Source organism: Candidatus Paceibacterota bacterium (genome assembly GCA_041660505.1).
Lineage (GTDB): Bacteria > Patescibacteriota > Minisyncoccia > Phycocordibacterales > JACRKE01 > JBAZWG01.
The window spans coordinates 397,492-421,485 of the sequence record JBAZWG010000001.1 but is presented as its reverse complement, the minus strand read 5'-3'; the positions used below and the strand labels follow the sequence as shown (position 1 = coordinate 421,485).

Annotated in this window: 25 protein-coding genes and 4 tRNA genes; 21 read left to right on the top strand and 8 right to left on the bottom strand. The window is 48.5% G+C overall.

Annotation, left to right across the window (positions count from 1 at the left end; genetic code table 11):
• Positions 1 to 155: 155 nt before the first annotated feature.
• On the bottom strand, positions 156 to 914 hold the full coding sequence (locus tag WC764_02250; GenBank protein MFA6006525.1) for a helix-turn-helix domain-containing protein: 759 nt from the start codon (positions 912 to 914) through the stop codon (positions 156 to 158).
• Positions 915 to 1,000: 86 nt separating this feature from the next.
• Between WC764_02250 and WC764_02245 the strand changes: the two genes are divergently transcribed.
• A complete protein-coding gene (locus tag WC764_02245; GenBank protein ID MFA6006524.1) occupies positions 1,001 to 2,731 on the top strand; it encodes a hypothetical protein in 1,731 nt (576 codons plus the stop codon).
• Positions 2,732 to 2,858: 127 nt separating this feature from the next.
• Positions 2,859 to 3,215 (top strand): hypothetical protein, encoded by a 357-nt coding sequence (locus WC764_02240; GenBank protein ID MFA6006523.1) that lies wholly within the window; start codon positions 2,859 to 2,861, stop codon positions 3,213 to 3,215.
• Positions 3,216 to 3,301: 86 nt separating this feature from the next.
• Here WC764_02240 and WC764_02235 read toward each other — a convergent pair whose 3' ends face one another.
• Together WC764_02235 and WC764_02230 are read right to left on the bottom strand one after the other, a co-directional pair.
• Positions 3,302 to 3,559: a hypothetical protein gene (locus WC764_02235; protein ID MFA6006522.1), complete on the bottom strand. Its 258-nt coding sequence runs from the start codon at positions 3,557 to 3,559 to the stop codon at positions 3,302 to 3,304.
• 1 nt (position 3,560) lies between these two features.
• On the bottom strand, positions 3,561 to 3,785 hold the full coding sequence (locus tag WC764_02230; GenBank protein ID MFA6006521.1) for a type II toxin-antitoxin system ParD family antitoxin: 225 nt from the start codon (positions 3,783 to 3,785) through the stop codon (positions 3,561 to 3,563).
• Between the two features lie 310 nt (positions 3,786 to 4,095).
• On the opposite strand from WC764_02230, the gene WC764_02225 reads away from it, so the two are divergent.
• Positions 4,096 to 4,596 carry a hypothetical protein gene (locus tag WC764_02225; protein MFA6006520.1) on the top strand — a complete coding sequence of 167 codons (501 nt, stop codon included), beginning with the start codon at positions 4,096 to 4,098 and terminating at the stop codon, positions 4,594 to 4,596.
• Positions 4,597 to 4,868: 272 nt separating this feature from the next.
• Positions 4,869 to 5,792 carry a site-specific tyrosine recombinase/integron integrase gene (xerA, locus tag WC764_02220; protein ID MFA6006519.1) on the top strand — a complete coding sequence of 308 codons (924 nt, stop codon included), beginning with the start codon at positions 4,869 to 4,871 and terminating at the stop codon, positions 5,790 to 5,792.
• Positions 5,793 to 5,893: 101 nt separating this feature from the next.
• Here xerA and WC764_02215 read toward each other — a convergent pair whose 3' ends face one another.
• The 3 genes from WC764_02215 to WC764_02205 all read right to left on the bottom strand — a co-directional run bounded on the left by WC764_02215 (position 5,894) and on the right by WC764_02205 (position 8,624).
• On the bottom strand, positions 5,894 to 6,850 hold the full coding sequence (locus WC764_02215; GenBank protein MFA6006518.1) for a hypothetical protein: 957 nt from the start codon (positions 6,848 to 6,850) through the stop codon (positions 5,894 to 5,896).
• 65 nt (positions 6,851 to 6,915) lie between these two features.
• Positions 6,916 to 8,523 (bottom strand): HD domain-containing protein, encoded by a 1,608-nt coding sequence (locus tag WC764_02210; GenBank protein MFA6006517.1) that lies wholly within the window; start codon positions 8,521 to 8,523, stop codon positions 6,916 to 6,918.
• A gap of 17 nt (positions 8,524 to 8,540) precedes the next feature.
• Positions 8,541 to 8,624, bottom strand: a tRNA-Leu gene (locus WC764_02205).
• A gap of 750 nt (positions 8,625 to 9,374) precedes the next feature.
• Here WC764_02205 and WC764_02200 point away from each other — a divergent pair.
• The 6 genes from WC764_02200 (at position 9,375) to WC764_02175 (ending at position 12,779) form a co-directional block, all read left to right on the top strand.
• Positions 9,375 to 9,446: transfer RNA gene (locus WC764_02200), tRNA-Arg, on the top strand.
• Between the two features lie 66 nt (positions 9,447 to 9,512).
• A tRNA-Gly gene (locus WC764_02195) sits at positions 9,513 to 9,586 on the top strand.
• 134 nt (positions 9,587 to 9,720) lie between these two features.
• Positions 9,721 to 10,161, top strand: coding sequence for a YraN family protein (locus WC764_02190; protein ID MFA6006516.1), 441 nt, complete (start codon positions 9,721 to 9,723; stop codon positions 10,159 to 10,161).
• Positions 10,162 to 10,199: 38 nt separating this feature from the next.
• Positions 10,200 to 10,270 (top strand) — tRNA-Pro (locus WC764_02185).
• Between the two features lie 24 nt (positions 10,271 to 10,294).
• Positions 10,295 to 10,543 carry a DUF5652 family protein gene (locus tag WC764_02180; GenBank protein MFA6006515.1) on the top strand — a complete coding sequence of 83 codons (249 nt, stop codon included), beginning with the start codon at positions 10,295 to 10,297 and terminating at the stop codon, positions 10,541 to 10,543.
• A 19-nt stretch (positions 10,544 to 10,562) separates the two neighbouring features.
• Positions 10,563 to 12,779, top strand: coding sequence for a GNAT family N-acetyltransferase (locus WC764_02175; protein MFA6006514.1), 2,217 nt, complete (start codon positions 10,563 to 10,565; stop codon positions 12,777 to 12,779).
• On the opposite strand, the gene WC764_02170 is transcribed toward WC764_02175, so the two are convergent.
• The gene (locus tag WC764_02170) at positions 12,721 to 13,545 is read right to left on the bottom strand and encodes a helix-turn-helix domain-containing protein (GenBank protein MFA6006513.1); all 825 of its coding nucleotides are present in this window, start codon (positions 13,543 to 13,545) and stop codon (positions 12,721 to 12,723) included. The genes WC764_02175 and WC764_02170 overlap by 59 nt on opposite strands.
• Before the next feature lie 1,092 nt (positions 13,546 to 14,637).
• Here WC764_02170 and WC764_02165 point away from each other — a divergent pair.
• From WC764_02165 to WC764_02130, 8 genes are all read left to right on the top strand, one after another.
• The gene (locus WC764_02165; GenBank protein MFA6006512.1) at positions 14,638 to 14,970 is read left to right on the top strand and encodes a hypothetical protein; all 333 of its coding nucleotides are present in this window, start codon (positions 14,638 to 14,640) and stop codon (positions 14,968 to 14,970) included.
• Positions 14,971 to 15,178: 208 nt separating this feature from the next.
• Complete coding sequence (locus tag WC764_02160) at positions 15,179 to 15,385, top strand: hypothetical protein (protein ID MFA6006511.1); 207 nt, start codon at positions 15,179 to 15,181, stop codon at positions 15,383 to 15,385.
• Between the two features lie 163 nt (positions 15,386 to 15,548).
• Entirely contained in the window at positions 15,549 to 16,172 is a 624-nt protein-coding gene (locus WC764_02155; protein ID MFA6006510.1) for a hypothetical protein, read from the top strand.
• A 117-nt stretch (positions 16,173 to 16,289) separates the two neighbouring features.
• Complete coding sequence (locus tag WC764_02150; GenBank protein MFA6006509.1) at positions 16,290 to 16,709, top strand: hypothetical protein; 420 nt, start codon at positions 16,290 to 16,292, stop codon at positions 16,707 to 16,709.
• A 496-nt stretch (positions 16,710 to 17,205) separates the two neighbouring features.
• Positions 17,206 to 17,514 (top strand): hypothetical protein, encoded by a 309-nt coding sequence (locus WC764_02145; GenBank protein MFA6006508.1) that lies wholly within the window; start codon positions 17,206 to 17,208, stop codon positions 17,512 to 17,514.
• A 718-nt stretch (positions 17,515 to 18,232) separates the two neighbouring features.
• Complete coding sequence (locus WC764_02140; protein ID MFA6006507.1) at positions 18,233 to 18,811, top strand: hypothetical protein; 579 nt, start codon at positions 18,233 to 18,235, stop codon at positions 18,809 to 18,811.
• Positions 18,812 to 18,979: 168 nt separating this feature from the next.
• The gene (locus tag WC764_02135) at positions 18,980 to 19,225 is read left to right on the top strand and encodes a hypothetical protein (protein ID MFA6006506.1); all 246 of its coding nucleotides are present in this window, start codon (positions 18,980 to 18,982) and stop codon (positions 19,223 to 19,225) included.
• Between the two features lie 16 nt (positions 19,226 to 19,241).
• Positions 19,242 to 19,370: a hypothetical protein gene (locus WC764_02130; protein MFA6006505.1), complete on the top strand. Its 129-nt coding sequence runs from the start codon at positions 19,242 to 19,244 to the stop codon at positions 19,368 to 19,370.
• 92 nt (positions 19,371 to 19,462) lie between these two features.
• Here the strand turns inward: WC764_02130 and WC764_02125 are convergent, their stop codons facing one another.
• The gene (locus WC764_02125) at positions 19,463 to 20,743 is read right to left on the bottom strand and encodes a hypothetical protein (protein ID MFA6006504.1); all 1,281 of its coding nucleotides are present in this window, start codon (positions 20,741 to 20,743) and stop codon (positions 19,463 to 19,465) included.
• 48 nt (positions 20,744 to 20,791) lie between these two features.
• Between WC764_02125 and WC764_02120 the strand changes: the two genes are divergently transcribed.
• From WC764_02120 to WC764_02110, 3 genes are read left to right on the top strand one after another with little or no spacing between them, the layout of a single operon-like run.
• Positions 20,792 to 21,646 carry a hypothetical protein gene (locus WC764_02120; protein MFA6006503.1) on the top strand — a complete coding sequence of 285 codons (855 nt, stop codon included), beginning with the start codon at positions 20,792 to 20,794 and terminating at the stop codon, positions 21,644 to 21,646.
• 22 nt (positions 21,647 to 21,668) lie between these two features.
• Positions 21,669 to 23,480: an ABC transporter ATP-binding protein gene (locus WC764_02115; GenBank protein MFA6006502.1), complete on the top strand. Its 1,812-nt coding sequence runs from the start codon at positions 21,669 to 21,671 to the stop codon at positions 23,478 to 23,480.
• Positions 23,380 to 23,991 carry an ORF6N domain-containing protein gene (locus WC764_02110; protein ID MFA6006501.1) on the top strand — a complete coding sequence of 204 codons (612 nt, stop codon included), beginning with the start codon at positions 23,380 to 23,382 and terminating at the stop codon, positions 23,989 to 23,991. Before WC764_02115 ends, WC764_02110 begins: the two co-directional genes overlap by 101 nt.
• Positions 23,992 to 23,994 lie beyond the last annotated feature (3 nt).

The following is a 23,994-nucleotide window of genomic DNA, read 5'->3' as shown; positions in this document are numbered from 1 at the left end:
TGTGAAGTACCATGAAACGGTAGTTCCCAACCCCCGCAAGCCTTTATTGTTTTACTCAAGACCAGAGGCTCACAGCTGTCTCCCTCGCGTCTTTACCCCACTCGAGTACGAGCGTGGCCCTACGCCGACTCGGTAAACAGCTGTGAGCCTCTGGTCTAAATCAATCCCCAAATGTTCTTAAACAACTCGCGAAAGTTCCCCGCCATGCGTTCGTCGTGGATTTCTACAAGGTAATGCGGCTCTTTGTCGGTTACAATCATAACGAGATAGTCGCCTAATACCCATGTCGTGGCACTAAACATCATGCCCTTGTCCCACGGCTTTATGTGGCGACGTGTGAAATTCTCTGTTTTCATCTCCTCCTCTATTGGCGCGCTATTGCTAAGTAAATTAAGGCTAATACTCTCATCAGCTGTCCTCCAGAACCACAAAATATACTCTTTGTACTGCTCCACAAAAGTATGGTCTTGGAATCCCCACCAGATATTATCGTAATTACCGATGCTCGTGTTCCACGTCGGCGTTTGTGTATGCATATACGCATTGAGCCGATCCTGTTCTATAAAACGTACTCTTGGCACGGGGTACGTCCTGCTGCTCTTCATAAGCGCGAGCTCATTACCCAATTGCTCCAGCACCAGTGCTTTATTTTTAAGTTCCTCTTCGTCCCGTTTTAATATAGAAGCGAGTTCATCTGGCGCTGTAGGCAGTAATTTTAAGGTCTTATCACCCAAATCCTCAATAAGTAGGCCGCGGGCGACCAATTTCTTACAGATGTTGTATACCGTCGGTCTATTTAACTTGGTCTCGCGGGCAATCAGTGCCGGTGTGCAAAGCCGATGCCTTACCACCTGACTGTACACAGCGATCTCGCTCTCACTCAAACCGAGCTTACTTAAGATTGGCTTAATCATAATGATATTATACTCGTTGTCAGTGTTCTGTCAACAATTGTCTGACAAGAATTGACTCATTACGCTTGGTAATGCAGAATGTTGATATGAATACGCAAACAAACAGTGAAACAAAAGTGTGCCAGAGTTGCAAAAAGAGTTTTGTTATAGACGTGCAAGATTTTACTTTCTACGCAAAGGTAGATGTTCCCCCGCCGACTTGGTGCTCTCTGTGTCGCGCCCAACGCCGCTTTGCTTTTCGCAACGAGCGAAATTTGTATAAAATCAAAAGTGCCGCTACGGGCAAAGATATCTTCTCGATGTATTCGCAAGAGTCAGGATACAAAGTGTATGAGAAAGATGTGTGGCTTTCTGACGCTTGGGACCCGATGGAATATGGAGTCGATATTGACTTCAATAAGCCATTCTTGGAACAGGTGCGAGATCTTTGGAAGAATGTGCCGATGAAGAACTTGAACGTGGTGAACGGTGTTGGAAGTGATTATGTTAATCACTTTACTAATCCAAAGAATTGCTATCTCGCTTTTAATTGCAGTGATTCGGAAAACTGTATGTACTCAAACGGGCTCACGCATACGCTAGATTCTGTAGATGTTTCGCATTTAGGAAAATCAGAGCAATGTTATGAAAGCTTCTGGCTCACGTCATGCGCAAAAACTTTCTTCTCTGCCGAATGCGAAAGCTGCGTAAACATGCTCTTCAGTAAAAATTGCGTCGGCTGTTCAGACTGCGTCGGCTGTGTCGGTTTGCGCAATCAGAAATATCATATATGGAACGAGTCGTATTCGAAAGAAGAGTATTTTAAGAAACTTGCAGAGCTTGATTGGAATTCGCATCAGAATTTAGAAAAGATAAAGAAGCAGGCACATGAATTCTGGCTCAAGTTCCCGAACAAATATCTGGTCGGCTCGCACAACAGTGATGTGAGTGGCAGCTATATCAGTCACAGTAAGAATGTTAAAGATAGTTTCTTGATCCGCGAGGGCGAAGATTTGCGTTATTGCCAATATATGCAAGAGATTCCGGGCAGTAAAGATTGCTACGATTTCTCTATCTGGGGCGGCAACAATCAACTAGATTATGAATGTTGCGCCTGCGGTATCGATACAAACCGTATTAAATTCTGTCTTTATGTTCAAGAAGGTGTGCATGACATTGAGTATTCTGTGCTCTGTTCCAGCTCGGCCAATTTATTCGGTTGTGTTGGCCTGCGCAAAAAGGAGTATTGCATCCTGAACAAGCAGTATAGTAGAGAGGAGTATCAAGCGCTCGTGCCGAAAATCATTCAGCATATGAAAGATGTGCCGTATCAAGATACGAAAGGGCGCGTCTATTCATATGGCGAGTTCTTCCCGCCCGAGTTCTCTCCTTGGGCTTACAACGAGACAATAGCCTTTGACTACTTTCCATTAAACGCCGCAGAAGCGGCGGCAATGAAGTTCGCCTGGCGCAAGTCTGCAGAAAAAAGTTTCAGCATTACGCTCAAACCAGAAAATATTCCTGACAGAATCAAAGATACCCCGGATACGATACTTAATGAGATTATCGGCTGTGAACATGCAGGTAACTGCTCGCAGCAATGCGCAACCGCATTCAAAATTATTCCCGCGGAGCTGCAGTTTTATCGCGATAATAATATACCCGTGCCGCATCTTTGCCCCGCCTGTCGGCATTACGAGCGCCTCGAACAGCGCAGTAAACTGGAATTATACGATAGGCAATGCGCGAAGTGCGGTAAGGATATCAGAACAGCGTATTCGCCCAATAAACCGGAGATAGTATACTGCGAGAGCTGCTACAACGCCGAAGTGGCGTAGATAAAACACCCTTGCTTTTTCTTCAGGGCTCATTGTCAATCTTTTTTTGCATGCTAGTATTACAGACGGTGTGCTTGTAACGGTTACAAGGAGGTGAAAGGTGGTTTATCGGCCGATAATTCCGGACTTGGACGATCGTCGGGCTTATGCTGCGCTCGTCCTTACTCTGATCAGAAACGACCAAGAACGGAGGCGTCTGCTCGCAGTCTTGGCAGACGCTAGTTCCAAGGACGTGGTTAATATTGCCCGCGAACTCGAGCGAACGGGGAAACCAGGCCTCGAGTACCTGTACGACGTAGCCTCTGCACAGAGTGCAGAGGCTACTTGCCGGGCTTGGGCCAACGGCCAACAGATTGACTGGCGGGTGGCCGAGTACATCTTCCGGGCACTTCTCGCCGCTACAACGGAACGCGTCAAGGTTGTGCTCGGCATCTGTCGCCCGCTCACACGAGGCCAATCTCTGCCTGCCGACGAGCAGGCCTAGTTCTTTCCCGCCCAGGAGTAAATTTCGAAAGGAGGACTCATGGGCAACACAAAAACCACCAAAAAATTGGCGGTTTTTGATTTTAGTTAATCGTAGATATTATGGTCTCCAACGCGGAGGAACCAGTACCCTCCGTCTGGCTTTTTAACGTAGCGAATTCTGATACGGAAGTTTACCCAAAAACCAAGTTCATTTTTTAGTTTGCCATTCAGTTTATGAATTCTTAGTGATTCGGTGTTCTGTCCGGATTTGAAAACCTCTATTTTTTCGTATACCTCAGCTTGCAGGTGCTTATCTAATTTATTGAATTGGCGAATGAACTTAGGCGCGTATTGGATATCCATACTAATTCTTGAATTTCTTCGCAATCTCGCGTAGGTCTCCACGCAGGCCCCTACCCTCTTCTATCTCGCGGTAGGCGAGCAGTACCTCATTGGTTTCCTCGTCTTCCTCCATCTTCGCGATGGCCTGCCGCACCACCTGGGCCTTATTTTCAGCCTTGCCCTGCTTCACCATACTGTTGATGAACGCCTCAAGCTGCGGAGTCAATGGAACAGATAATGTACTCATGGTATTTTTATTATATGATATTGTAATATGACGTTATCATACACCAAAGCTTATAAGAACGCAAACTATGCCAAATACTTCCGGTAATCTTGCGCCACGCTTATTTTCCAGGATACTTAAAGGAGGTGTGGGCGACTGATACTTGACAAATATACTGATATAGTGTTATTATATATTCCAATAAGTTCATTTAAAACGTACTACCAGACTTCGTTACCAAGGCATGGCTAAAAATATGCTTTTTCTTGGCAACGGAGTCTGAAAAGACTTTGGACTCCAAACCCCGGCCTCCGGCCGGAGGAGGAAATTCATGGACCAGTTGGAATTGTTTCGAATCAAGGCAAACCTGCTTCAGGAACGCAAGCGGCGCGCCTGGCGAGACGAGGTTCTCAAGACCTTGATGCTTTGCCTTAGCGAACATTGGTGGGGCCTTACCGTTTACTTCATGGATCCCAACGTTGGGTGCAACAATGTAGTTGTAGACCCAAACAAGACCGGCAGCGTCTACTTCACGATTTCCTGGGTCGAATTGAAGGGCTTCGCCCGACTTTTCGCTCTGGAATTCGAGAACCGCAGCTGGGATTGGGAGAGGTACTACCGTCCATCTTGGCCGGTGCTCAACTCTGAGCATAACCCGGGCAGGCTTCGGCACGAGCTTCTCGAATCTTTCGTACACCGCTATTTCCTCTCAATGGATTACTCCGAGATTACCAAAATCACGAATCAGGTCGAATTCAAGGCCGAGTGTGATATGGAAATCGAGGACGCCATGCAGGAATACGATGACGAGAGAACGAGCAGTTCATGTTGAGTCTCGTTTGATAACGGGATGACTATGGTGACTCATGGTAACTGTAAACCGGTAACCGTTGGTTAGTAATATGGCCAGCGAATCCTTGTGGAGAGTTAGAGGAGTTTACTTCTCTTCTTGAGTGAAGAGAAGCTGTCGGTTTCCCCATGTCCAGGAGTTTAGGGCTAGTGCCGCCCAAAGTAGTACGAAAGTGCGCAACCAACAGCCCGATTTCTGATTGAAACGGGCTGTGTTAATTTGTGCTGACGACGAGGGTAGAGTACAATTAAGATATGTCGCACAATATTCCTGACTTGAAACAACGGTTTCTTGAATATGTGGAGATTGAGAAAGGGCGCGGGCTCAAGACCGTGGAGAATTATGATCGATATCTCAAGACATTTTTTGAATTCTCGAAGGCTAAAGTGCCCTCTGATATTACTGATGAAATTGTCAGGCAGTACAGACTTTTTTTGAATCGTAAAAATCTGCAGAAGAACACGCAGAACTATCATCTTATCGCTTTACGCTCTTTTTTGAAATACATGGTGCGGGAGAGTATTGCTTCCCTCTCGCCAGACCGTATCGAACTGGCTAAGACCGGCGAACGACATCTGGATTTGATTAGTCACGACGAGCTTGAGCGACTAATGAAGTCGGCGCAGGGCACGGATATTAAAAATTTGCGCGATACGGCCATACTAGAATTACTTTTCTCGACAGGTCTGCGCGTTTCTGAATTATGTTCTCTGACTATCGATAAAGTAGACCTGAAGCGCGACGAATTTTCTATAAGAGGCAAGGGCGGCAAGGTGCGCGTGGTGTTCCTGACCGACGCGGCGAAAAAAGCAGTGAAAAGTTATCTTGATAAGCGCGGGGATGCCGGGGACGCACTGTTCGTGTCTCACAGTGCAGTTGGCAAAGTTGAAAGTAAAAAGTTGAAAGTAAAATCTGTGAATATCTCCACCGAACCACTCACTTCTCGCTCGGTTGAGCGCATCGTCAAGCATTACGCCATCAAAGCCGGAATTTCTAAAAAAGTTACACCCCACGTCATCCGCCACAGCTTTGCTACAGACTTGCTCGGTAATGGCGCAGACTTACGTTCGGTGCAGGCGATGCTCGGCCACTCTAATATTTCAACGACCCAAATTTATACTCACGTGACTGATAAACAGTTGCGCGAGGTGCACAAAGCGTTCCACTCAAGGTCGTAGCAAAAAAGGAAAAGTGCCATGGCAAATGGTCTGGCCGAGCCTGACTTCGCTCCTGGCGAGGAGATCCGAGGACCTTTGCCAGGGTAGCTTTTCTGTTTTTGCTAAATATTGTTTAGGTACTCGCGCAGTTCTGCTGCTTCTAGTATGTCATGTGCGCGTTTGACCACTTTCTGCAGATCGCCACGCTTGGGTAATTCGGCATAGTGGTGCGGCTTTATCTTTGCTTCATAGCCTAACTCCCCTAGCCTGTTCCTAACTTTCTGTAAATTTACGAGCGCGTCGTCCTTGGTTGCGCCCTCGGGTAACAATAAATCACTGAAGCCAAACTGCTGAAGAGGGTTCGCCGGCGACTTCTCTAAGGTCTCACCTCCCATGAAAATATTTTCGGGAGGAGAGACCTTGCCGGCAAATTCGCGAACTGGACCATATTCCATTAATACAACAGACATGTCGCGCGGGTCATAGAGCGGGGTGTGGCGGAACTTCTCGAGATTATTGTGGGCGGATTCGATGAGTAAATGGCGAATTTGCTCAAGCGACAAATCGTGTTGCTTGCGAAAAGACAAAATCTCTTTCATTACCGACACGTCAACGTTGGATAAGATGCTCGGTGAACATTGCATGAATATGTCGCCGGGGTCGGCCGATAATTCCTTACCCAAGAGGCCAAACTTCCCTTTTTTGTAAGCGCAATTCTTTATACCGCCATCGCTCTCGCCTATCGCCACAACTCGCCCGCGTGCCTCATCCCAGGCAAATTTAATAACGGCAGTATGCGCGCTTGATACACCTGATTTTTTACTAAAATGTTCGGCGAGCTCGCGTTTTAATAATGAGATAGTGTTGTGGACGATTGCCTTAGGCGTATCGAGCGAGAGCAGTCCTAGCGCGCGTTGAATTATTTCTTTCGCGCTTCGTGCTACGCGGTTGCGTTCCGTGGGTATCGCAATTCCTTCTACGCTAATAGCAATCCCCTGTTCGGGATCGGTAAAAAGTTCAATGTCGGGCAATCGCGCATCGTTTATGACGCGCACAATATACTTGTCGGCAGTAAGCATACGATTTTAAGGTTCAACCTTTTGAATGCCTAAGGTTGAACCTTTGCTATTGTATCACGCACTTCTTACTTCACGTAGTGTCTCTTGTTGATTTCTTCTATAGCCGCTTCTTCAAGCCCTGACTTCTTCTCCTTTCCCGCTTCACCGAGTTCTTGTAATTCCTTGTCAGAAAGTGCCAATAATTTTTTAGTATGAGTCTCCAGATACTCTGTCGTATTCTTAGCCGGGTCTTCTAGTACTTCCTCAAGTAAGGCGTGCAACACCCAGCCAATCTTCGGCCCGGGGTCCATCTCCCCTATTTCCATTATCTTCGCGCCGTCAATCTTTAACATCTGCACCGATATTGGATCGCGCATTGCCTCTTCTATCATCGCTTCGTATTTGCGCAGTCTATAAGGACTTTCTTTGGGCCGGCCCGTGCCTATTCTGTCGCACTGGCGCACCTTCATTAAATCCCATATCAAATCAGCGCCGACGTTGCGAATCATCCGGCGTACGGCAGAAAGCGTGATTTTATCGGTATCGGAGAAGAAAAGATGATAACGCACTAGTTTAGAAATATTATCAATCATTTCACGTGAAAATTTGAGCCGTTCAAGTATCTTTTTGGTCATCTTGCCACCGACCACATCATGGCCATGGAATGTCCAGATTTGCCTCTCCTCATCGCGCAAGCGCGTACGCGGCTTGCCCACGTCGTGTAACAGCACTGCAAGTCTCACGTGAAATGGCCAACCCTTCTTGACGGCGTGTTCGAGCGACTTGAGGTTATGCTCCCAGACGTCATAGATATGCTCCCCTCTCTGCTCTATGCCTATCCCCTCAAGAAGTTCAGGGATTATAAGTTCAAGAAGGCCGGTAATCTTTAGATACCTAATGCCATCAACCGCGTACTCGGTATTTAAAAGCTTCATAAGTTCGTCATGGATACGCTCGGCCGCTATCTTAGTGATAAGCGCCTTGTTCGCAACAATCGCTTGCTCGGTCGCAGGGTCAATCATAAAGCCGAGCTGGGCGGCCAGGCGCACCGCACGCATCATGCGCAAAGCATCCTCGCAGAAGCGGTCCGAGGGCTCTCCTACGGCGCGGATTACCATGTCCTTTATGTCCTTTAGACCGTTAAAGGGGTCTATAAACTGTCCTTTAGGGCTATTGGGGTCATAAGCGATGGCATTGATGGTCAGATCCCGGCGTTTCAGGTCGTCCCCCAGACTGGTGCTAAAGGTGACAGCGTCCGGATGGCGAAAGTTGGAATACTTGGTTTCTAGCCTATAAGGTGTAACCTCGATCACCTCTTTCGGGCTTGGGTCTGCGCCCGAGGTCGAACCTCTGGGAGCCCGAGGTTCGACCTCTAAGGCTTCCATGCTTTCACGTGAAAGCTCATCAAACGTTTCTTGTGAAACGATATTGAGCTTTTCACGTGAAAGGTCTTCTACCACGACGCCGACCGTGCCATACTCGTTTTCATAGAAAGTCTCGTTAAATAGGGCTTGGATCTGCTCCGGGCGGGCGTTTGTCGTAACATCCCAGTCTTTTGGCTTGTTCTCCATCAATATATCGCGCACACAGCCACCGACGAGATATGCCTCGAAGCCGGCCTTTTGTAAAGTAGTTACAACCCCCAGAACATGGGAGGGGATATAGTAAGCTGGAGATTCTTTCTTATTTTTCACGTGAAATGAGTTAAAAGTGCCGGAGAGAGGACTTGAACCTCCATGGGGTTGCCCCCACAGCGTTCTGAACGCTGCGTGTATACCAATTTCACCACCCCGGCGTTTGCTGTTAATAATGCTCATCGAATCCAAGATTTTCTCGTATTTTCTTTGGAGTCTGGGAGCGCTATCATCATAATACATTTTTTGACATAAGACTATTGCTTCTTTCTTCGCATACTTGAGTTGTAGGCTTGAAGGGTTAACGCCTCTGTTAATGTAGCCTTTTAACCCTGCGGACCTATATGCCTTCTCTTGTAGCCAAAGTAGATATGGCTCACTTGCCGAAGCGAAAGCAACATAAAAACGATAGCTTTTAGGAAATACCGGATCAAAATACGAAAAGCTCGTGCCGTCACCATCGAAATATCCACGCATGAAATCCCAGAAATATTCGTCGGGAATTTCAAGTTTCGAAATAGTTTTCGATTTTGCGGGCGTTAGTCCAATGCCTAATAGAAATCTGTAAAACGATACATTCCCAAACTGGGTTCGAAATGCAAACCTTCCAGCACCGGATTTCTTTGGTCTAACAAGTGAGTGAAGTCCGAGGCACCTGATAAAGGTTTCTATTTGATCTGGGTCTTTTGATGTAAAGTCAATATGGCGGCCATCCTTTGACAGACAGCCATCAGCAGTGATAAGACCAACTGCATAAGCGAGGTTGCTAGACCACTCAGTAGAAATGTATATCTTTGGTTTCGGCCCGGGCCTCATCAATTAATTATATCAAGAGAAAATCTGAAGTAAAGTGCGTATACCAATTAATCCACTGGTAAAAAGTCGGAATACCATATATACTTCTTGTTTAAGCACCCGTGGTGAAACGGATATCACTACAGCCTTCGAAGCTGTCTTTGGGGGTTCGAATCCCTCCGGGTGCACAAGTGTTTTTTAGAAAAGTGCTTGAGGTTTCAGTAAAAAAAGTGTAGAATTGCATAATTGAAAAAGCGGCCATAGTTTAATGGTAGGACGGCTCGTTGCCAACGAGCAGGCGGGAGTCCGATTCTCCCTGGCCGCACCAAAGTCTAAGACACCCAATGTGTCTCTAAATATAAAGACAGCCCACAGAAATAAACGTTACACACAGAAAACTGTGGATAAGTCTGTGTACAGTGGGGATAACAGACATTGCATATAAGACTTGACCCATAAAATATGGCTCAAACCGACAAGCAAGTTATCGGCCAAATAGGGGAGAACTGCGCCACGACCTATCTGGAGCGCCATGGATATACAGTAATAGAGCGTAATTACCGCAAGAAATATGGTGAAATTGACATTATCGCGCTAAAAGACGGCAATTTGCACTTTGTCGAAGTAAAATCGGTGACGGCCGACAAAATCCGAGGAGAGTCCTCCGGCAAAGGCGGAGGTCTCTCCTCGGATCCAGACGACGAAGACTATGAAGCCGAAGAGAACGTGCACCCCTGGAAGCTCAAGAGGCTACGCAGAACGATAGAAGTCTATTTACTATCTAAATATCCAGACGACGAAGACGAAGAGCCTGATTGGCAATTAGACGTGGTAACAGTAGAAGTGGATAGGGAGGCGCATGTAGGCCGCGTCCGCATCCTAGAGGACATTGATATCTGCTAGTGTCTCTTATGTATTTGTGCTAAAGTAGCTCAACTACTCGGGGCGTAGTATACCGGTAGTACGCGTGCTTTGGGAGCATGTAGACCGGGTCCGATTCCCGGCGCCCCGACCTTAATAGCTAATATCAAAATATATGCAATCAATTGCCTCTATTTTTCGAACGGGTACTTGGGACTTGAGTAACCCGCAGGTTCTTGCCGTGACGGTAATATTGGCTGCGGCTTTCGTCGCTGTAATCGCCTTGAAGGGTATTGCCCTCTGGAAGGCAGCGCACAAGAATGACAAAGTCTGGTTCGTCGCCTTGCTTATCGTCAACACGATGGGAATCTTAGAAATATTGTATATCTACTACTTCAGCAAGCGGGAGAGGAAGTCAAAGTAGCTTAACTCAACATTCCGTCATGGAATCATTCAGTCGCGAAGAAAGTAATAAAATAGAAATCCCGGAAGAAGACAGGTCTTTGTCAGCCAAAGATCTGATGGAGAAGTATGATATAGGCAAGACTACAGCTTATGAGATAAAACATGGACAGAAGACGCTTGGGAGGGAAGTCGCGGTCCCCATGAAAGATAAACTCATAAAGCGATTGGAACAATTGGGAATATGGCAAGAAATAGATGGGATACCTGTTGTTAATTTGGAAAAATTAAGACGCCTTGCTTTTAGCAAGTATTATACCAAGGGGGTAGAAAAGCTAGGAGAGATGTCCCGCAGCGAATTGTTCGAAAATTTAAGGGGCGAAAAAGTAGTTAATTATGCTGACTTAAAAGAGCTTGATGAAGACGATAATGACATTTCAGATTTGTCACGGCCGCTTTTTTACCTACCGCCGACCATAAAAGATGCGCTAGATCCGGACTATGTTCAGGCGCACTACCCCGATTTTCAATTGGGTCTGTGGGATGTTGGAGGCAACCATAAATGGGATTATCAGATTGTGCTGCCTGACGGAAATAGCATAAGTTTGGCCGAGCTGTTTCTGACAGAAAAAATATTTGGAGAGCTGGCTGCAGAACGCGACAATTCTGGGCGATTGACAATAATCCAGGATGGCGAGAGGATTCCTTTTTCTGCTTATGCCTTTACAAGGAAATACGGCCAGATAGGCGGCACTTCCGGGACTTTCGAAGAATCGCCGTGGCGATTCCTAAGAGACCATTGTCCCAGATTGATTGAAAAAGGACTTTTTAGGCCGGAAGACTTTCGGGTTATGAAAGATATAGCGGGCACAGAGGTAAGTAAAGAGAAAACAGTCGCAAAAAATGGAGTAGCCTACATAAATGGTGCTAAATATATTCTCGGGAGAGAGTTCGCCGGCTGGAAGACTACAATGCTCGAAAAAGGTATGGCCATGCTGTTTAACGAAGATGGAACAGAAGAGTATATAGTGTTGCTCGCAGACGAAGAAGATATAGCTAGGAAAATGATTGAGATGAAAAATGACAGAAGCAGAGTTTCCTTTTCGCTTAAAAAGGGCGAGCAGATATTGCCGACATCAATTTGCCTGCCCGGAGAAACCCCGAAAGAATGCGAAGAAAGAAAGTTCGCAATCGCCAGCCGCAAGAAGGTGAAAGATCTTTCTCTGGAATTATCTGTGCGAACCGGAATAGGTATCCACGACAAATTAAATATGCGTGAACAGATATGGCTCGGCAACACGATAGAAAAAGATTCGGAAATGAAAGAGAAAATCGTTCAAGGTGCGGAAAAATACGGTGTCAATTTTCTAAAAACTTTTCTTACTAATGCGGTCGGCGCTGACGCAACAGAGAGTATAACTTACCTAGCTGAAAAAGTTCCTTCCGCACTAGGGAGCGTGATTTTTGCAAAGACTGCAGAAATTATTAGAGCATCAGATGAGTTCAGTGATTATGTGGCGATTACTTTTGGTCAAGAAATAACACCGGAACAAAAAGATGAATTAGTCAGCTTAATGCTATCCAGATGCAAGGCGCTTCTCGATAATACCGTGAAAAAACTGGAGGGTGTGAAAGAAGGAGAGATAATGCATACCTGCCACGAGGCAATAGAAGAACTCCGCGGTATTAAAAAAGATGTAGTCTTATTCGCTACGGTTTGCAAAGAGGCGAAGAAATCCGGCGATTTGCCCATCAATGAGCTTATTTCATCTCACGTTGAGACGAAGTTGGGAAGCGAACTTAACAATGCAGAACGTGCTCAAATGCGGGATATCTTCGACCGCACGCGCGGACGATATGATAATGAGACCAAAGACGTTCTTTTGCGCGAATTTGATGAAGTTCTGCGAGACGAAAAACAGCGCTTCCACTTGCTTAAAGTGGGCGACAAGGTCGTGGCCTTTGTGCGATTTATGACGCTCGAAAACGGCCACACTTACGTCGGTTCATTTTCTACAGATCCATCCGTGCAGGGATATTCTCTCGGTACCGCATTATTTGATACTATTCTGGATCAAGAGGCGAGACGCGCGCCGGTAGAAGCGATAGTTGCCGTCGACAGCCCAATGCTCGCGCATTATACACTCAAAAATAAATTCGTGACCACCGGCCGGACGTTGCGCGGGAAACAAGAATATTTTACATTACTGCGGGAAGATCAGGCGTCGGTAGAGCAGGAAGAGTTGAAGGCGGCATAATATTCTCTGCCGTCTCCCACGTGTACTCGAAAAGAGCTTTATGCATTTTATAAATGCGCTCGTCCTGAATTATTACGCCGACCAGTTGCTTCTCGTCTAATGTTTGATACGACACCTTGCCGTCGTAGATTTGCATTACTGTCGCAAACGCATATTTACTGGCACTGATAACACGGGCATCGGTGTATTCCGGATTATATCTCGTCTTAGCCGCCTCGCGAATACTGGGCGTATCAAGCGCAATGATTTTCTTTTTAATATTTTTCTTTATGCGCTCGGCCACATAGCGAGAGTTGAACGATGCGAAGTACTTCTCAACCGCTTCGTGGTCGACGTAAGAAAGTATTTCAGTTTTTGAGGTGAGCGAGTCAAAGACCACTTTCTCCATACCCTTCTCGCCCTCATAAAACTGCACGTTCGGCTTGCCGGAGGCTAGATTGAACTGCGAGATGAGAGAGGGGAGAGCGGAATCGAGATTTGTCCTGGCTTGCTCATATTCGAAGCCTCTGGCATCGACGAAGTCGACAAGCTTTTGGGGCGATTCCGGCGTGAAGACCTTTTTGCCCTTTTTCTCTACCTCTTGCACCAACCCCTTGCCTTTAAGGCTATAGAGCAGGGCATACATATTGGGGCGCTTAATCTCGGGGATTTTATGCAATAACTGGCCGATACTGTTCTCTTTACCTCCGAGCAAGGCCTCATAGACCACCGCCTCCTTATCGGATAAGCCTATCTGAACCAGATTCTCTTTGTATATTGCGCCCATAGATGAGGTGAGTCCTCGGGCTGATTAAAGCCGGCGATAAGACGGCAAGCCAGAGGTCTCTCCTCGGCCATACTATCATCTTGACTTTTACTTGTCAATACAGTTTGACACTCTGATAACACAATAAAGCCACTATTTTGGCTAATATCAAGGCTTTATGACGCTAAATGCCATAAACTATCACATAGTATTGACAATCTGGCAAGGCTAGCGTATGATTATGCCAGTTAAAAAATACAGATAGAAGATTGGAGCGGACAGCAAGTCGGACACAATCTTCTCTCTATATAAGATAACCCGCCTCACCGGCGGACAAGGAGGAGAGGGAAGCATTAGGTCTTTACAAAAATCCCGCAAGGGTCATATACGACAGAATGTAACACCGTTCAACTCTGATCCGGACAAGGCGAGGTATGCCAATACCAAAGCCCCGGACGGTCGCCCTAACCGGCAAGTAGGGTTAAGAAAGAGAGAAGCGGAGGCAATGATACATTCAGTATATGCGCTAGCAATGAGTGCGTCGGGACAGAAGGACATCCAACTTCCGTCCCCGACACTCACTGATAGAAGTGAGGAGAGAACCAAACGGCATCGTTAATCCAAAAGAGGAGAGAACTTTTGAGGAGACCTGCCCGCCAAAGCCTGAGCTTCAGGCGATGGCAGGCGGGGAGTAACGAAGAGAATCTGAAGTTGTATGGGTAATAGCATGCAACAGAACGACCGGGTTATTTGACAACAGAATACCCTGCGAGCGAGTAAGTCCGAGGCAAATAGCCAAGGCGTTGTTCGACAGGGAAAGAAGGAGGCTGAACATATGTTCAGCCTCACGACCAAGAACGCAAAATGTTTGCGCGTCCGAGGTCTCTCCTCAGGCCAACCCAAGTCTGCAATAAGCAGACAGGCCAGAGGTGAGACCTCGGACACCGACCTTGTGTTTTTAGTCGTGAGGAAAACGTTCACGGAAGAATGTTCTTATAAATATCCTTTACCCTGAAATTTCCACTTGAAAATTCGAGTGAAAATTTCAGGGCCCAACGTGGTCTTGAATCCAAAGCCGTGCTCCGAGGCATAAATCGGAGGAAAGGACGCATTATGCGTCTCGTCAACCTCACCCCGCACCGGATCAACATTTTAGACCTGGGCGGGAACGCCCAGGTCGGGTCCATCGACCCGTCCGGGCAGGTTGCCCGGACCGCCGCCACCTTCGTGGCGGACAAGGAGGTGGCAGGCTTCCCCACCTGCCGTGCCTCCTACGGGGAGGTGACTGGCCTCCCGGCCCCCGAGGAGGGGGTGGGTTACGTGGTGAGCGGCCTGGTGGCCGCTCACCCGACAGTCGCCGGGCGGGGCGACGTGTTCGCCCCGGGCGACTTGGTCAGGGGCGCCGACGGCCAGCCCGTCGGCTGCAAGGGGCTGAAGCGGGCCTAACCCCCGCAAACTTAAATAGTTTTTCTTTCGGCATCGTTTCTTTTTTCGGAAAAAAGAAACGAGCACAAAAAAGGTCCCCTGCACGGGGACAAGCACTCACGAGGGGAGCGAAATACTGCACAGTATCCTCGCTCCTCCTCCTGATTCTCATCGCAAGTAAAACTTGTGGTGAGAACAAGGAAGAATTAGAATAATAAATAACAAATATATGAAACCAGAAAATTTATTCGATAAAAGGATATTGGACTATCAAGTCAAATTGGCCATCGCCACGACCAAGGAGGTCGTGGCCAGTTACTGGGAGAAGACCTGCGCCCAACGCGCAGGAAACTCCCCGGCCGCTGCCGGGTCGATCTACCCCGGCAAGTCGGCGGCCTGCCCCAGCATCCAAAGTCCCGGATATGCAGGCGTCTGATTGGGCACAATTAGAATTTTGATACGGCACACATATCATAATTCGCACGAACCCTTCCGCTTTCCGCAAAAAAGCTGAAGGGCTTCTGAATTTACACACGAATCAAAATTATTTTTTCGCGATTAAATTCAGGAGCAACGTGCTCTTGGAAAGGATGGGTACTATGAATCCCATCGACGTGAACGATCCGCTGGCGCGCAAACGCGCCGAAAGGCGGATCCCGAGGAGGTATGAGGGGTTGCTCCGGCAGCTCTTCATCCTCCTCACGGCCAGGACGTCGGCGCTCCTGGCCGCTGACCCGGGGCGAGGGTATCTAGACCTCGCCCACCCTGGGTGGCAGTCCCGGTATTACTACCGGGACTGCCGCCGGGTCGACAGCCGGTTCCAGCGGATTCTGAACCCCCAAACGGGGGAGCAGGAGCCGCTGGAGGTCCAGGGCGGCGCCCTCGTGGATTACCTCCGCGAGGCGCGCCGCCTGGAGGCAGAGGCACGGGTGTGGGGCATTGCCCTGCCCCCGCGCTTCACCGCCGAACAGGCGGTAGCCATTCGGGAAGGCGAAGCGCTCCGGCGCCGCGTCTTCCGGATCGAGGAGCGGATCCGGGGGTTGGAGCAGAAGCTCAACCCCGCGGCCATCCTCTTTGACGGGGACGTCTGGGTGCTCTACCGACTCACCCAGGAGCCCGCAAGGGTCGACTGGGTGAACGGTAGGGCAGAGGTGCTCGTTCGCCTCGCAAAGGCGGAGGAGTACCTCGACTACCTCGTGAGGATGACCACCCCCACGAGGTAGGGCCGCAACGTCCGATCGTTTTTTACTTTTCTTTTCGCGATCGAAAAAAGAAAGGCGTTCAGAGCCCCGGACACGTTAGTTCCGAAAAAATGGCATCTTCACGAAAGGAGGTGAATGATGAAGAAAATCGAAGAGCTCTTGGGCGAGGTGGCCGAAGCAACGGCCGCGCTCAAGAGCTTCGAGGCTACGCACGCCGAGGTGTTCAAGACCTTGGCGGCGCTCAAGCTCGCGCTGTCTCTGAAGACGGCCGAGCTCAAGAAGAGCGTCAGCACCTACTTCCGCTGTTCGGAAGAGGATTGCCGACGTGCTTTCGAGCGCGCGAGCCTCGAGGAGGTGGAGCTTCCTGCTCACGTCCTCGACCACGTCGAAACCGCTGATGAAAAAGCGGCAGGCGGCAGGTCGAGCGGGCAGAAGCTCCCCACCGGCTGGTCTCATGACAGCCCGAGCTGTGGGTGCGGGTCGGAGTATGGCAATATTTATTGCCCCGACCACCACCTCACAGGCTACCAGGGCAAGTGCGCGATGTGCGCACGTTGAGACCTGGCTGGTGAGCCCCCTTCGTTCCCGGAGGTGAGTGGGGAACTCCGCAGTAATGCGCGAGCGAGACCACAGGGAAATGCGGTAGCCATCCGCATGGGCGAGTGCCTACACAAAACCGCTTAACGCTCCGGCGTGGTAGGAGCAAATGGTAGGCAAGGACTCACCTCCCGCTTGGAGGAGAGACCTTGCCTGCAGAAATGGAGGTTTATGCTTCTAAAGTTTTTGTCGTTTTGATTTATAAACGGCCAGGGACGCAAGAACCTGCCTCTCGCACAGAGGAAGACCTTGCCGCCGGCGAGCTGGCGGAAATCCAGCTCATCAGGGTGTCCAGCAAGATTGCACAATCTTGCTGGACACCCTCACTAATAAGTTCGTAACCGAAAGATTGCGGGTTTATTAGTGAGCAATCACTGCGGTGCCGAGACTCCGCGCCCGACTTGACTCGCCATGACGGCGGTCAGGGCAAAAATCGGCAGAAAGGAGGTGAATCGAGATGTCGACAGACTACGATATAGAAATTGAATGGTGGACAGACGTCCACCACTCAATTTCGGAAGCTCAGGCCGAAAAGCTGAGTGAGGTTCTCTCCCGATATAAAGTCGGAGAGAACGGCGTAGGAATGTCCTCTGGTTCGAAGCTGGAGGATGTTCGACGTCTGACCCGGGAGTTGTACGATGTCCTGGGTCAGGCGTTCTCTTTTGAGCTGGGTTATGCGACCCAGCGGGGTAACCCTGAAGGGGGTTACTCTTACGAAGTTCACGTCCAAAAGGACGGGACCTTCGTGGCAAAAGAGCGAGAATAAACTCGCCTTTCCTTGGCGAGTCCGGCGACAAACTCACGGAAAGTGAGCAGTCGTCGAAGTGCCGAATCGTAATTAAAAACGGTTTGGTGGCCGAAAGGCCCCGGGAAACCCTTCTCATCTTGAGGCGTGCATGGGTAATGCATATTCAAGAGAGCGTTTAGACCAGAGCACACGTTAGTTGCTCGAGAGTTTACTGAAACTTCTTAAAATTCAGTTAATTGTTTTACGTTGATTTACCAATGCGCGACACGCGCGAGAAAATCAACCGGAGGCACCACGTTACGGGGCACTCGGGCGAGTACGAAGACCGCACATCTTCTGCTCGCCCCCATTTTTGAGTTCACGACATTCTGTCGCGGGTTCAAAATGAAGTTTCTATGCATGGGCGGGTCTTGGATAAAGAAAGCGCTCCTCAAGGTTGAACCTTAGGGATTCAAAAGGTTCAACCTTTTCCCGCGCTCACCTTTCCACGACGCGCCTTTTCACGAGAGAAGGAATTTATCCCGACCGGTACTGCCGAGTCGGGGCTCTCTCCTCGCCCTGCCGTTTACCAACGGAGGTTGCGGTGGGGTTTACTTTCCTTCTCTCATGAAAGAATATGTCTCGTTCGCGCCAAAAGAAGCTCGGCGTCGCACTCCCAGACGCCGAGCTTCGGGTGCGCTCTGTGGACAGAAAGCTTCTCTTTTTGCTTCTAAACGCGGTACAATAGGGGTGTCTTATGGGTGATCTGACTTTATTACAATATCTTACTCTTTCGCCGGCTATCGCTTACTTTATTGTGGGTGTGGGGATGTTTGTAGAGGGCGATATCGTGCTCTTTACCGCTGCCTTTGTGGCAAGCTTGGGCTATCTCGATCTCGGCAACTTGGCGATGACCGTCTTCATCTGCATGCTCTTCGGCGATGCGGTGTGGTACTCATTCGGCAAGGGGATTCGCAACGCGACCGGCAACAGGCTTAATAAATGGGTGAGCAAGGTGACCCACCCTTTTGATAATCATATTAAAGAGCGTCCTTTTCATACTATTTTCTTCTCTAAATTCGCTTACGGCTTTCACCATGCGATTCTCCTCCGCGCCGGATCGCTCAAGATACCATATCCGGAATTGCTCCGTGCCGATATCATCGCCACCTTCGTCTGGATGCTGATCGTGGGTGGATTAGGCTACGGTGCCGGCTCGTGGCTACCTGATGGCGAGCAGTATCTGCGCAATGCGGGCTATATTTTCCTCATCGCTATCTTCGCCTTTGTGTTTATCGAACAGCTTATCGTTCGACAGACGAAGAAAAGATTGTAAGACCACCTCACCCTAGCCCTCCCCGAAGGGGAGGGAACGAATTTCTTAACCCCTCTCTTTCGGAGAGGGGGAGGGGTGAGGTTGATTGTTCTGCGGTCGTGTGCTGGACTGTCATTTTGTGAGTAACTTCCTTGCGTATTTATTTTTAGGCGCGTACAATTCACAATCATGTTGCGACAAGATGTAGAAAAATTAATCGGAGGCAGCCCGCTTTCGGAAAACTACAAGAAATTGTGGATGGAGGCGCTCGATTTCTTGAATCAGAGCGAGCTAGAACTCATGAAAGACGTGCTGACCAAGCTCCCGTATTCCGATGTGGTTGAATTTTCACAGCTTTTGGAGAAAAAGGTGGCGCAGTATCAGGCCGAGGAGGACAAAGAGTGGGAGAAGCTTATACAAGACAATAAAAACTAATTATTAAAGCATACGTATGGCACAAGAACACATGCAAGAGGGCTTGGTGAACTCTGAAAATGAGGTTCTAAAACAGCGCATGCTGGAGATGATAGAAGGCATTGCGCATAAGCTTGTCCGCAAGCGTTCTGTCGAGGTTGCGTAGCTGATTTTCGCGCGTTAGAATAAACATAAGACATTAAAAAACCGTTCCGGCACTTTGCCGGAACGGTTTTTTGTCGTTCAAGTATTGATTATCTAGAACTTACCCTGTGAACCGGAGGCCGGATTGAACATCTTGTCGATGGCGGTGTCTTGGCCCTTTACGTGCGACATTTCTTCCATAATATCATTCTGGAGCGATTCGCCATCTGACAAGGCATCGAAGATCTCTTCTGGCTCCGCCTTGGAATCTATCTTGGATTTAATATCGGCGACGAAATTCTTGGCTTCCACAACAAGCTCATTAAGCTTGCTGACGTCGCGAAGCTCGCCGGTCTCCGGATCTTTTTGCTTCGCCAATCTTTTCACCTCCTTCTCGAACGAAGCGATATCCTTAGATATGCGAGTATAAATTCTGCCAACATTACCCATACTCTCGAGTATTCTGAACTGGTCACGCAAATCATCGGAAGCTTCGAAGACGCTATCGCGGAGGGAATCCATGGCATCCTCGATATTCCCCGCAGAGGCCTGTGCCTTGGCGTCGGCTATACTCTTTTCTATTTCCGCTAAGCTCGTCTCCACTCTGGCCACTATCGAGCTCACGTCGATTTTTGACTTAAGCGCCTGTTTCTTGGAGCGTTCGAATTCCTTCTTCATCATGGCGAGCTGTTTGGTCGCTTGCTTCTCTATTCTTGGCCACTCGCCGAGCATCTGTAATTGAGGGAACACATCTTGCAGATCCTGCATTTTATCTTGAACATCAGACATTGCATCACTCGGATCCGAATCTTCATTAGAAGAACTCTCCTTTGCTGAAGCAATAAGAACTTTAACTTCCGATATTGTCTGCTCGATGTTGGCAGGGATGGAGACATTCTTCGCTTTTAGGCTCTTTATTTTGGTCTCCATCTGTTTGATCATCTGCTCCGGGCCTTTGAAGGCTTGTGCCATATTGGGTTTAGGTCGATTTGGCTGCATCTGTCGTTCATTTCCTCCTTGTCCTCCTTGCCCGCCTTGATTATTAAATTGTTCACCGGGGAATCCTTGATTCCCGGACCTGTCATCGAAGCCACCTTGAGGCATCATCGGCTGTCTCGGCTGGGAAGGTTGAAAAGATTGATCTGGTTGCATTGGTTGGAACTGTTGTGTTCCTTGGAATGGCTGTTGCATTTGGAAGTTTTGCCCGCCGTCGGGAGAGTTCGGCATAAAGGCGCCACCATCTGTTGAATCCCTAGGAGGCAAGGGCTCATTCATCGGCGGGGGGAGCGTACCGTCTGTGGGCGGCGGCATTAAAGGCTGTGATACTTGTGCTGTGAATGGCGCGCTGGCCGCTACGGTTAACCCCGCTAGCCACTTACTGAATCCTTCAATCATATTTTTCTATTAAGTTGATAAGTAAATACAGTGTACTATACTAGCCACATGAGCTCCAAATCAGTTGCCCACATGTTGTTACCGATTACCTATGAAGAGGTGTGGCTCCGCGGGGAGTCGTGTATTGAGAAGGGGTCTGTTCGCTTGCGTGAATATTCTGATACCAAGGCTGATGGTCTAGCTCTCGGCTCCAAGCCTTATAAAGTTAAATTGCAATTCGTCGCCGGCAAGCTGATGCACCTTTGTGATTGCCCGTATGTGGGTGGGGAAGTGTGCAAGCATATGGTGGCGCTCGCCCTGCTCTGGGATAGCTCCCGCCTCACTGGCGGACCTCCTAGTCGGCGGGAAGTCGAGGAGAACGCTATCACTCCGCCCCTAGTTTCATACGCGAATATTCAAGCGCAATATAAAAAGCCACTAACCGCTGATCTGGATGTTGTAAGAATAGCAGCATCCGAGTCCGGCTCGCGCTCCCATGCGCACACCAGATTCCCCAACCTGCCTCCCTTGGAGACTAAGGAACGGATACCGGTGACAAAAGATGAAATAGAAAAAGCATTCAGAGAGATCGTGCGCTGGACGAAGCGCAAATCATACGATAGATACTATTGCGCGGGGGAGATGGCGGCGGCATTCTGCGAGATTATCCGTATTGTGCGCCTGCGCGGGCCGATAACGAGAGCGCCTGAATTGGCACAAATTTTAGTAGCGGCACAAAAATTTGAACACAGACTCATAGATGAACTTATTGATAACAAAGATGGGCTGGAAGTATTTACCTCCGCGCACATAGACGACCTGGCGGCGTATGTTACACGAAAATCGACAGCCCTCTCCGGTAATGAACAATCAGAAGTAGAAAAACTACTTTTCATCTTCGATAACGAACGTGACGAGAGATAGAATTTCGTAGTATAATATTCCGATGGAAAAATCGGATAAAAATAAAAAGCCGACAGCAACCGTCCGGCAGGTTTTGAGCCGATACTGGCGCGCGACGATGCGACGCAAATGGTGGGCTCTGGGTATAGTCACCGCTTCAACAATAGCGTACATCGTGAACCTCGTAATAGTGCTGTATTACAAGGAGTTTGTTGATTTGCTAACTAAATCGGTATCGGAACCGAATCTTGTCGGACAGCTCATGGCTATCGTGTTCACTATATTGGGGCTAAACCTTATTTCTTGGCTCGGTTGGCGCACAGCGACCTTTCTCCAAGTATATTTCCAATCCGGGGTCATGCGCGACTTGCGTAATGAAGCCTTCGAGTATTTAATGCACCACTCTTACGGATTTTTCTCAGACAACTTTGCCGGGTCGTTGGTACAGAGAGTTAACCGTTATGCCAACTCTTACGACAACGTAGGCGACCGCATAGTTTGGGATTTCCTGTCTCTCTTTATCCAGATAGTCGGCACGCTTACCGGTATCTGGTACTTCAACACGGTGCTCGCCTCGGTGGTCGGTATAGGTGTTCTCGCCATAATGCTGATGCAACTCTCGGCGTCATTCTTAAAAATAAAATACGATACCGAGAAATCAGCAAAAGATTCGGAGGTCACAGCATCGCTCGCCGACGCTATCACCAACCATACTACTATCCAGAGCTTCTCCGGTTCGTTGTTCGAGCTCGGTTTGTTTAAGAAAATCAATCAGTCTTGGTGCAATATTTCACGTTTTACTTGGAACATCGACTCTGTTATTGAGGCCGTACAATCAGGGCTGATTCTTATTATAGAATTCTTCCTTTTCTACTATGGCATCAAATATTGGCAGACCGGCTCTATTACGATCGGCACATTTATTCTGGCCCAAACATATTTCCAGCGCGTAACCAATAACACCTGGAATTTCGGCCGAGCTATCCGTGCGACGTATCACTCTATCGCCGATGCTCAAGAAATGGTGGGGATACTCAACACACCGCATGAGATAAAAGACGCACCTCACGCGAAAGGTCTCAAAGTACATGAAGGTAAAATAGAGTTTAATGACACCGTCTTCTTTTATCACGAGAATCGATCGGTGCTCGACCATATTAATATCACCATAAAGCCCGGGGAGAGGGTGGCACTCGTCGGGCCTTCAGGAGCGGGGAAGTCTACTCTCGTTAAATTACTCTTTAGATTCTACAACGTCACAAGCGGAGAAATTTTGATAGACGGACAGAATATCGAGAAAGTGACTCAAGACAGTCTGCGCAACGCGGTGAGCCTCGTGCCGCAAGACCCGATACTCTTCCACCGCACACTTATGGAGAATATCAGATACGGCAAGCAGAATGCGACCGATGAGGAAGTTTATGAAGCGGCCAAGATGGCGCATTGCCACGAATTTATTTCGGCATTACCAGACGGTTATGACACCTTTGTGGGTGAGCGCGGTATCAAGCTCTCTGGTGGGGAGCGCCAGCGCGTGGCTATCGCCCGAGCGATGTTGAAGAACGCACCGATACTCGTGCTTGATGAAGCGACGTCATCACTAGACTCACATTCTGAAATGCTCATTCAAGACGCACTAGATAAACTAATGAAGGGCCACACGACGATAGTGATAGCTCACCGCCTCTCCACCATCCGAAAAATGGACAGAATAATCGTGATGGACGATGGTAAAATAGTAGAAGACGGCACGCATGAGTCACTCACTCGCAAACGCCAAGGCTTGTATAAGAAACTCTGGAAGCTCCAAGCCGGCGGATTTATTCCGGATGAGGTGGAAGAGGAGAAAAAATAACATGCTCAAGCTTATTCCCACGGAAAGAATTGTTAGAACTATCTTTGTACTTCGTGGCCATAAAGTAATGCTTGATCGTGACTTAGCGGCATTGTATGGAGTGGAAATACGAGCTCTCACTCAAGCGGTTAAACGAAATTCTGAGAGATTTCCCGCAGATTTTATGTTTCAGATATCGAAGTTTGAGGACGAACGTCTAAGATCACAAATTGTGACCTTAAAGAAAGGGCAAGGCCAGCACAGAAAATACCTGCCCTATGCATTCACCGAGCAAGGAGTTGCCATGCTATCCTCGGTGCTCAAAAGCAAGAGGGCCGTGCAAGTTAACATCCAGATCATTCGCACGTTCACCCAGCTTCGCGAAATGCTCATGAGCTATCGCGAGCTGAAAGAAAAGATCGAAGCGATGGAGGCCAAATATGACAAAAACTTCCGCGTTGTGTTCGAAGCGCTCAAGCGTTTTCTGGAAGAAGAGGAGAGCCCAAAACCGCAGATTGGGTTTCGGCATTAATCC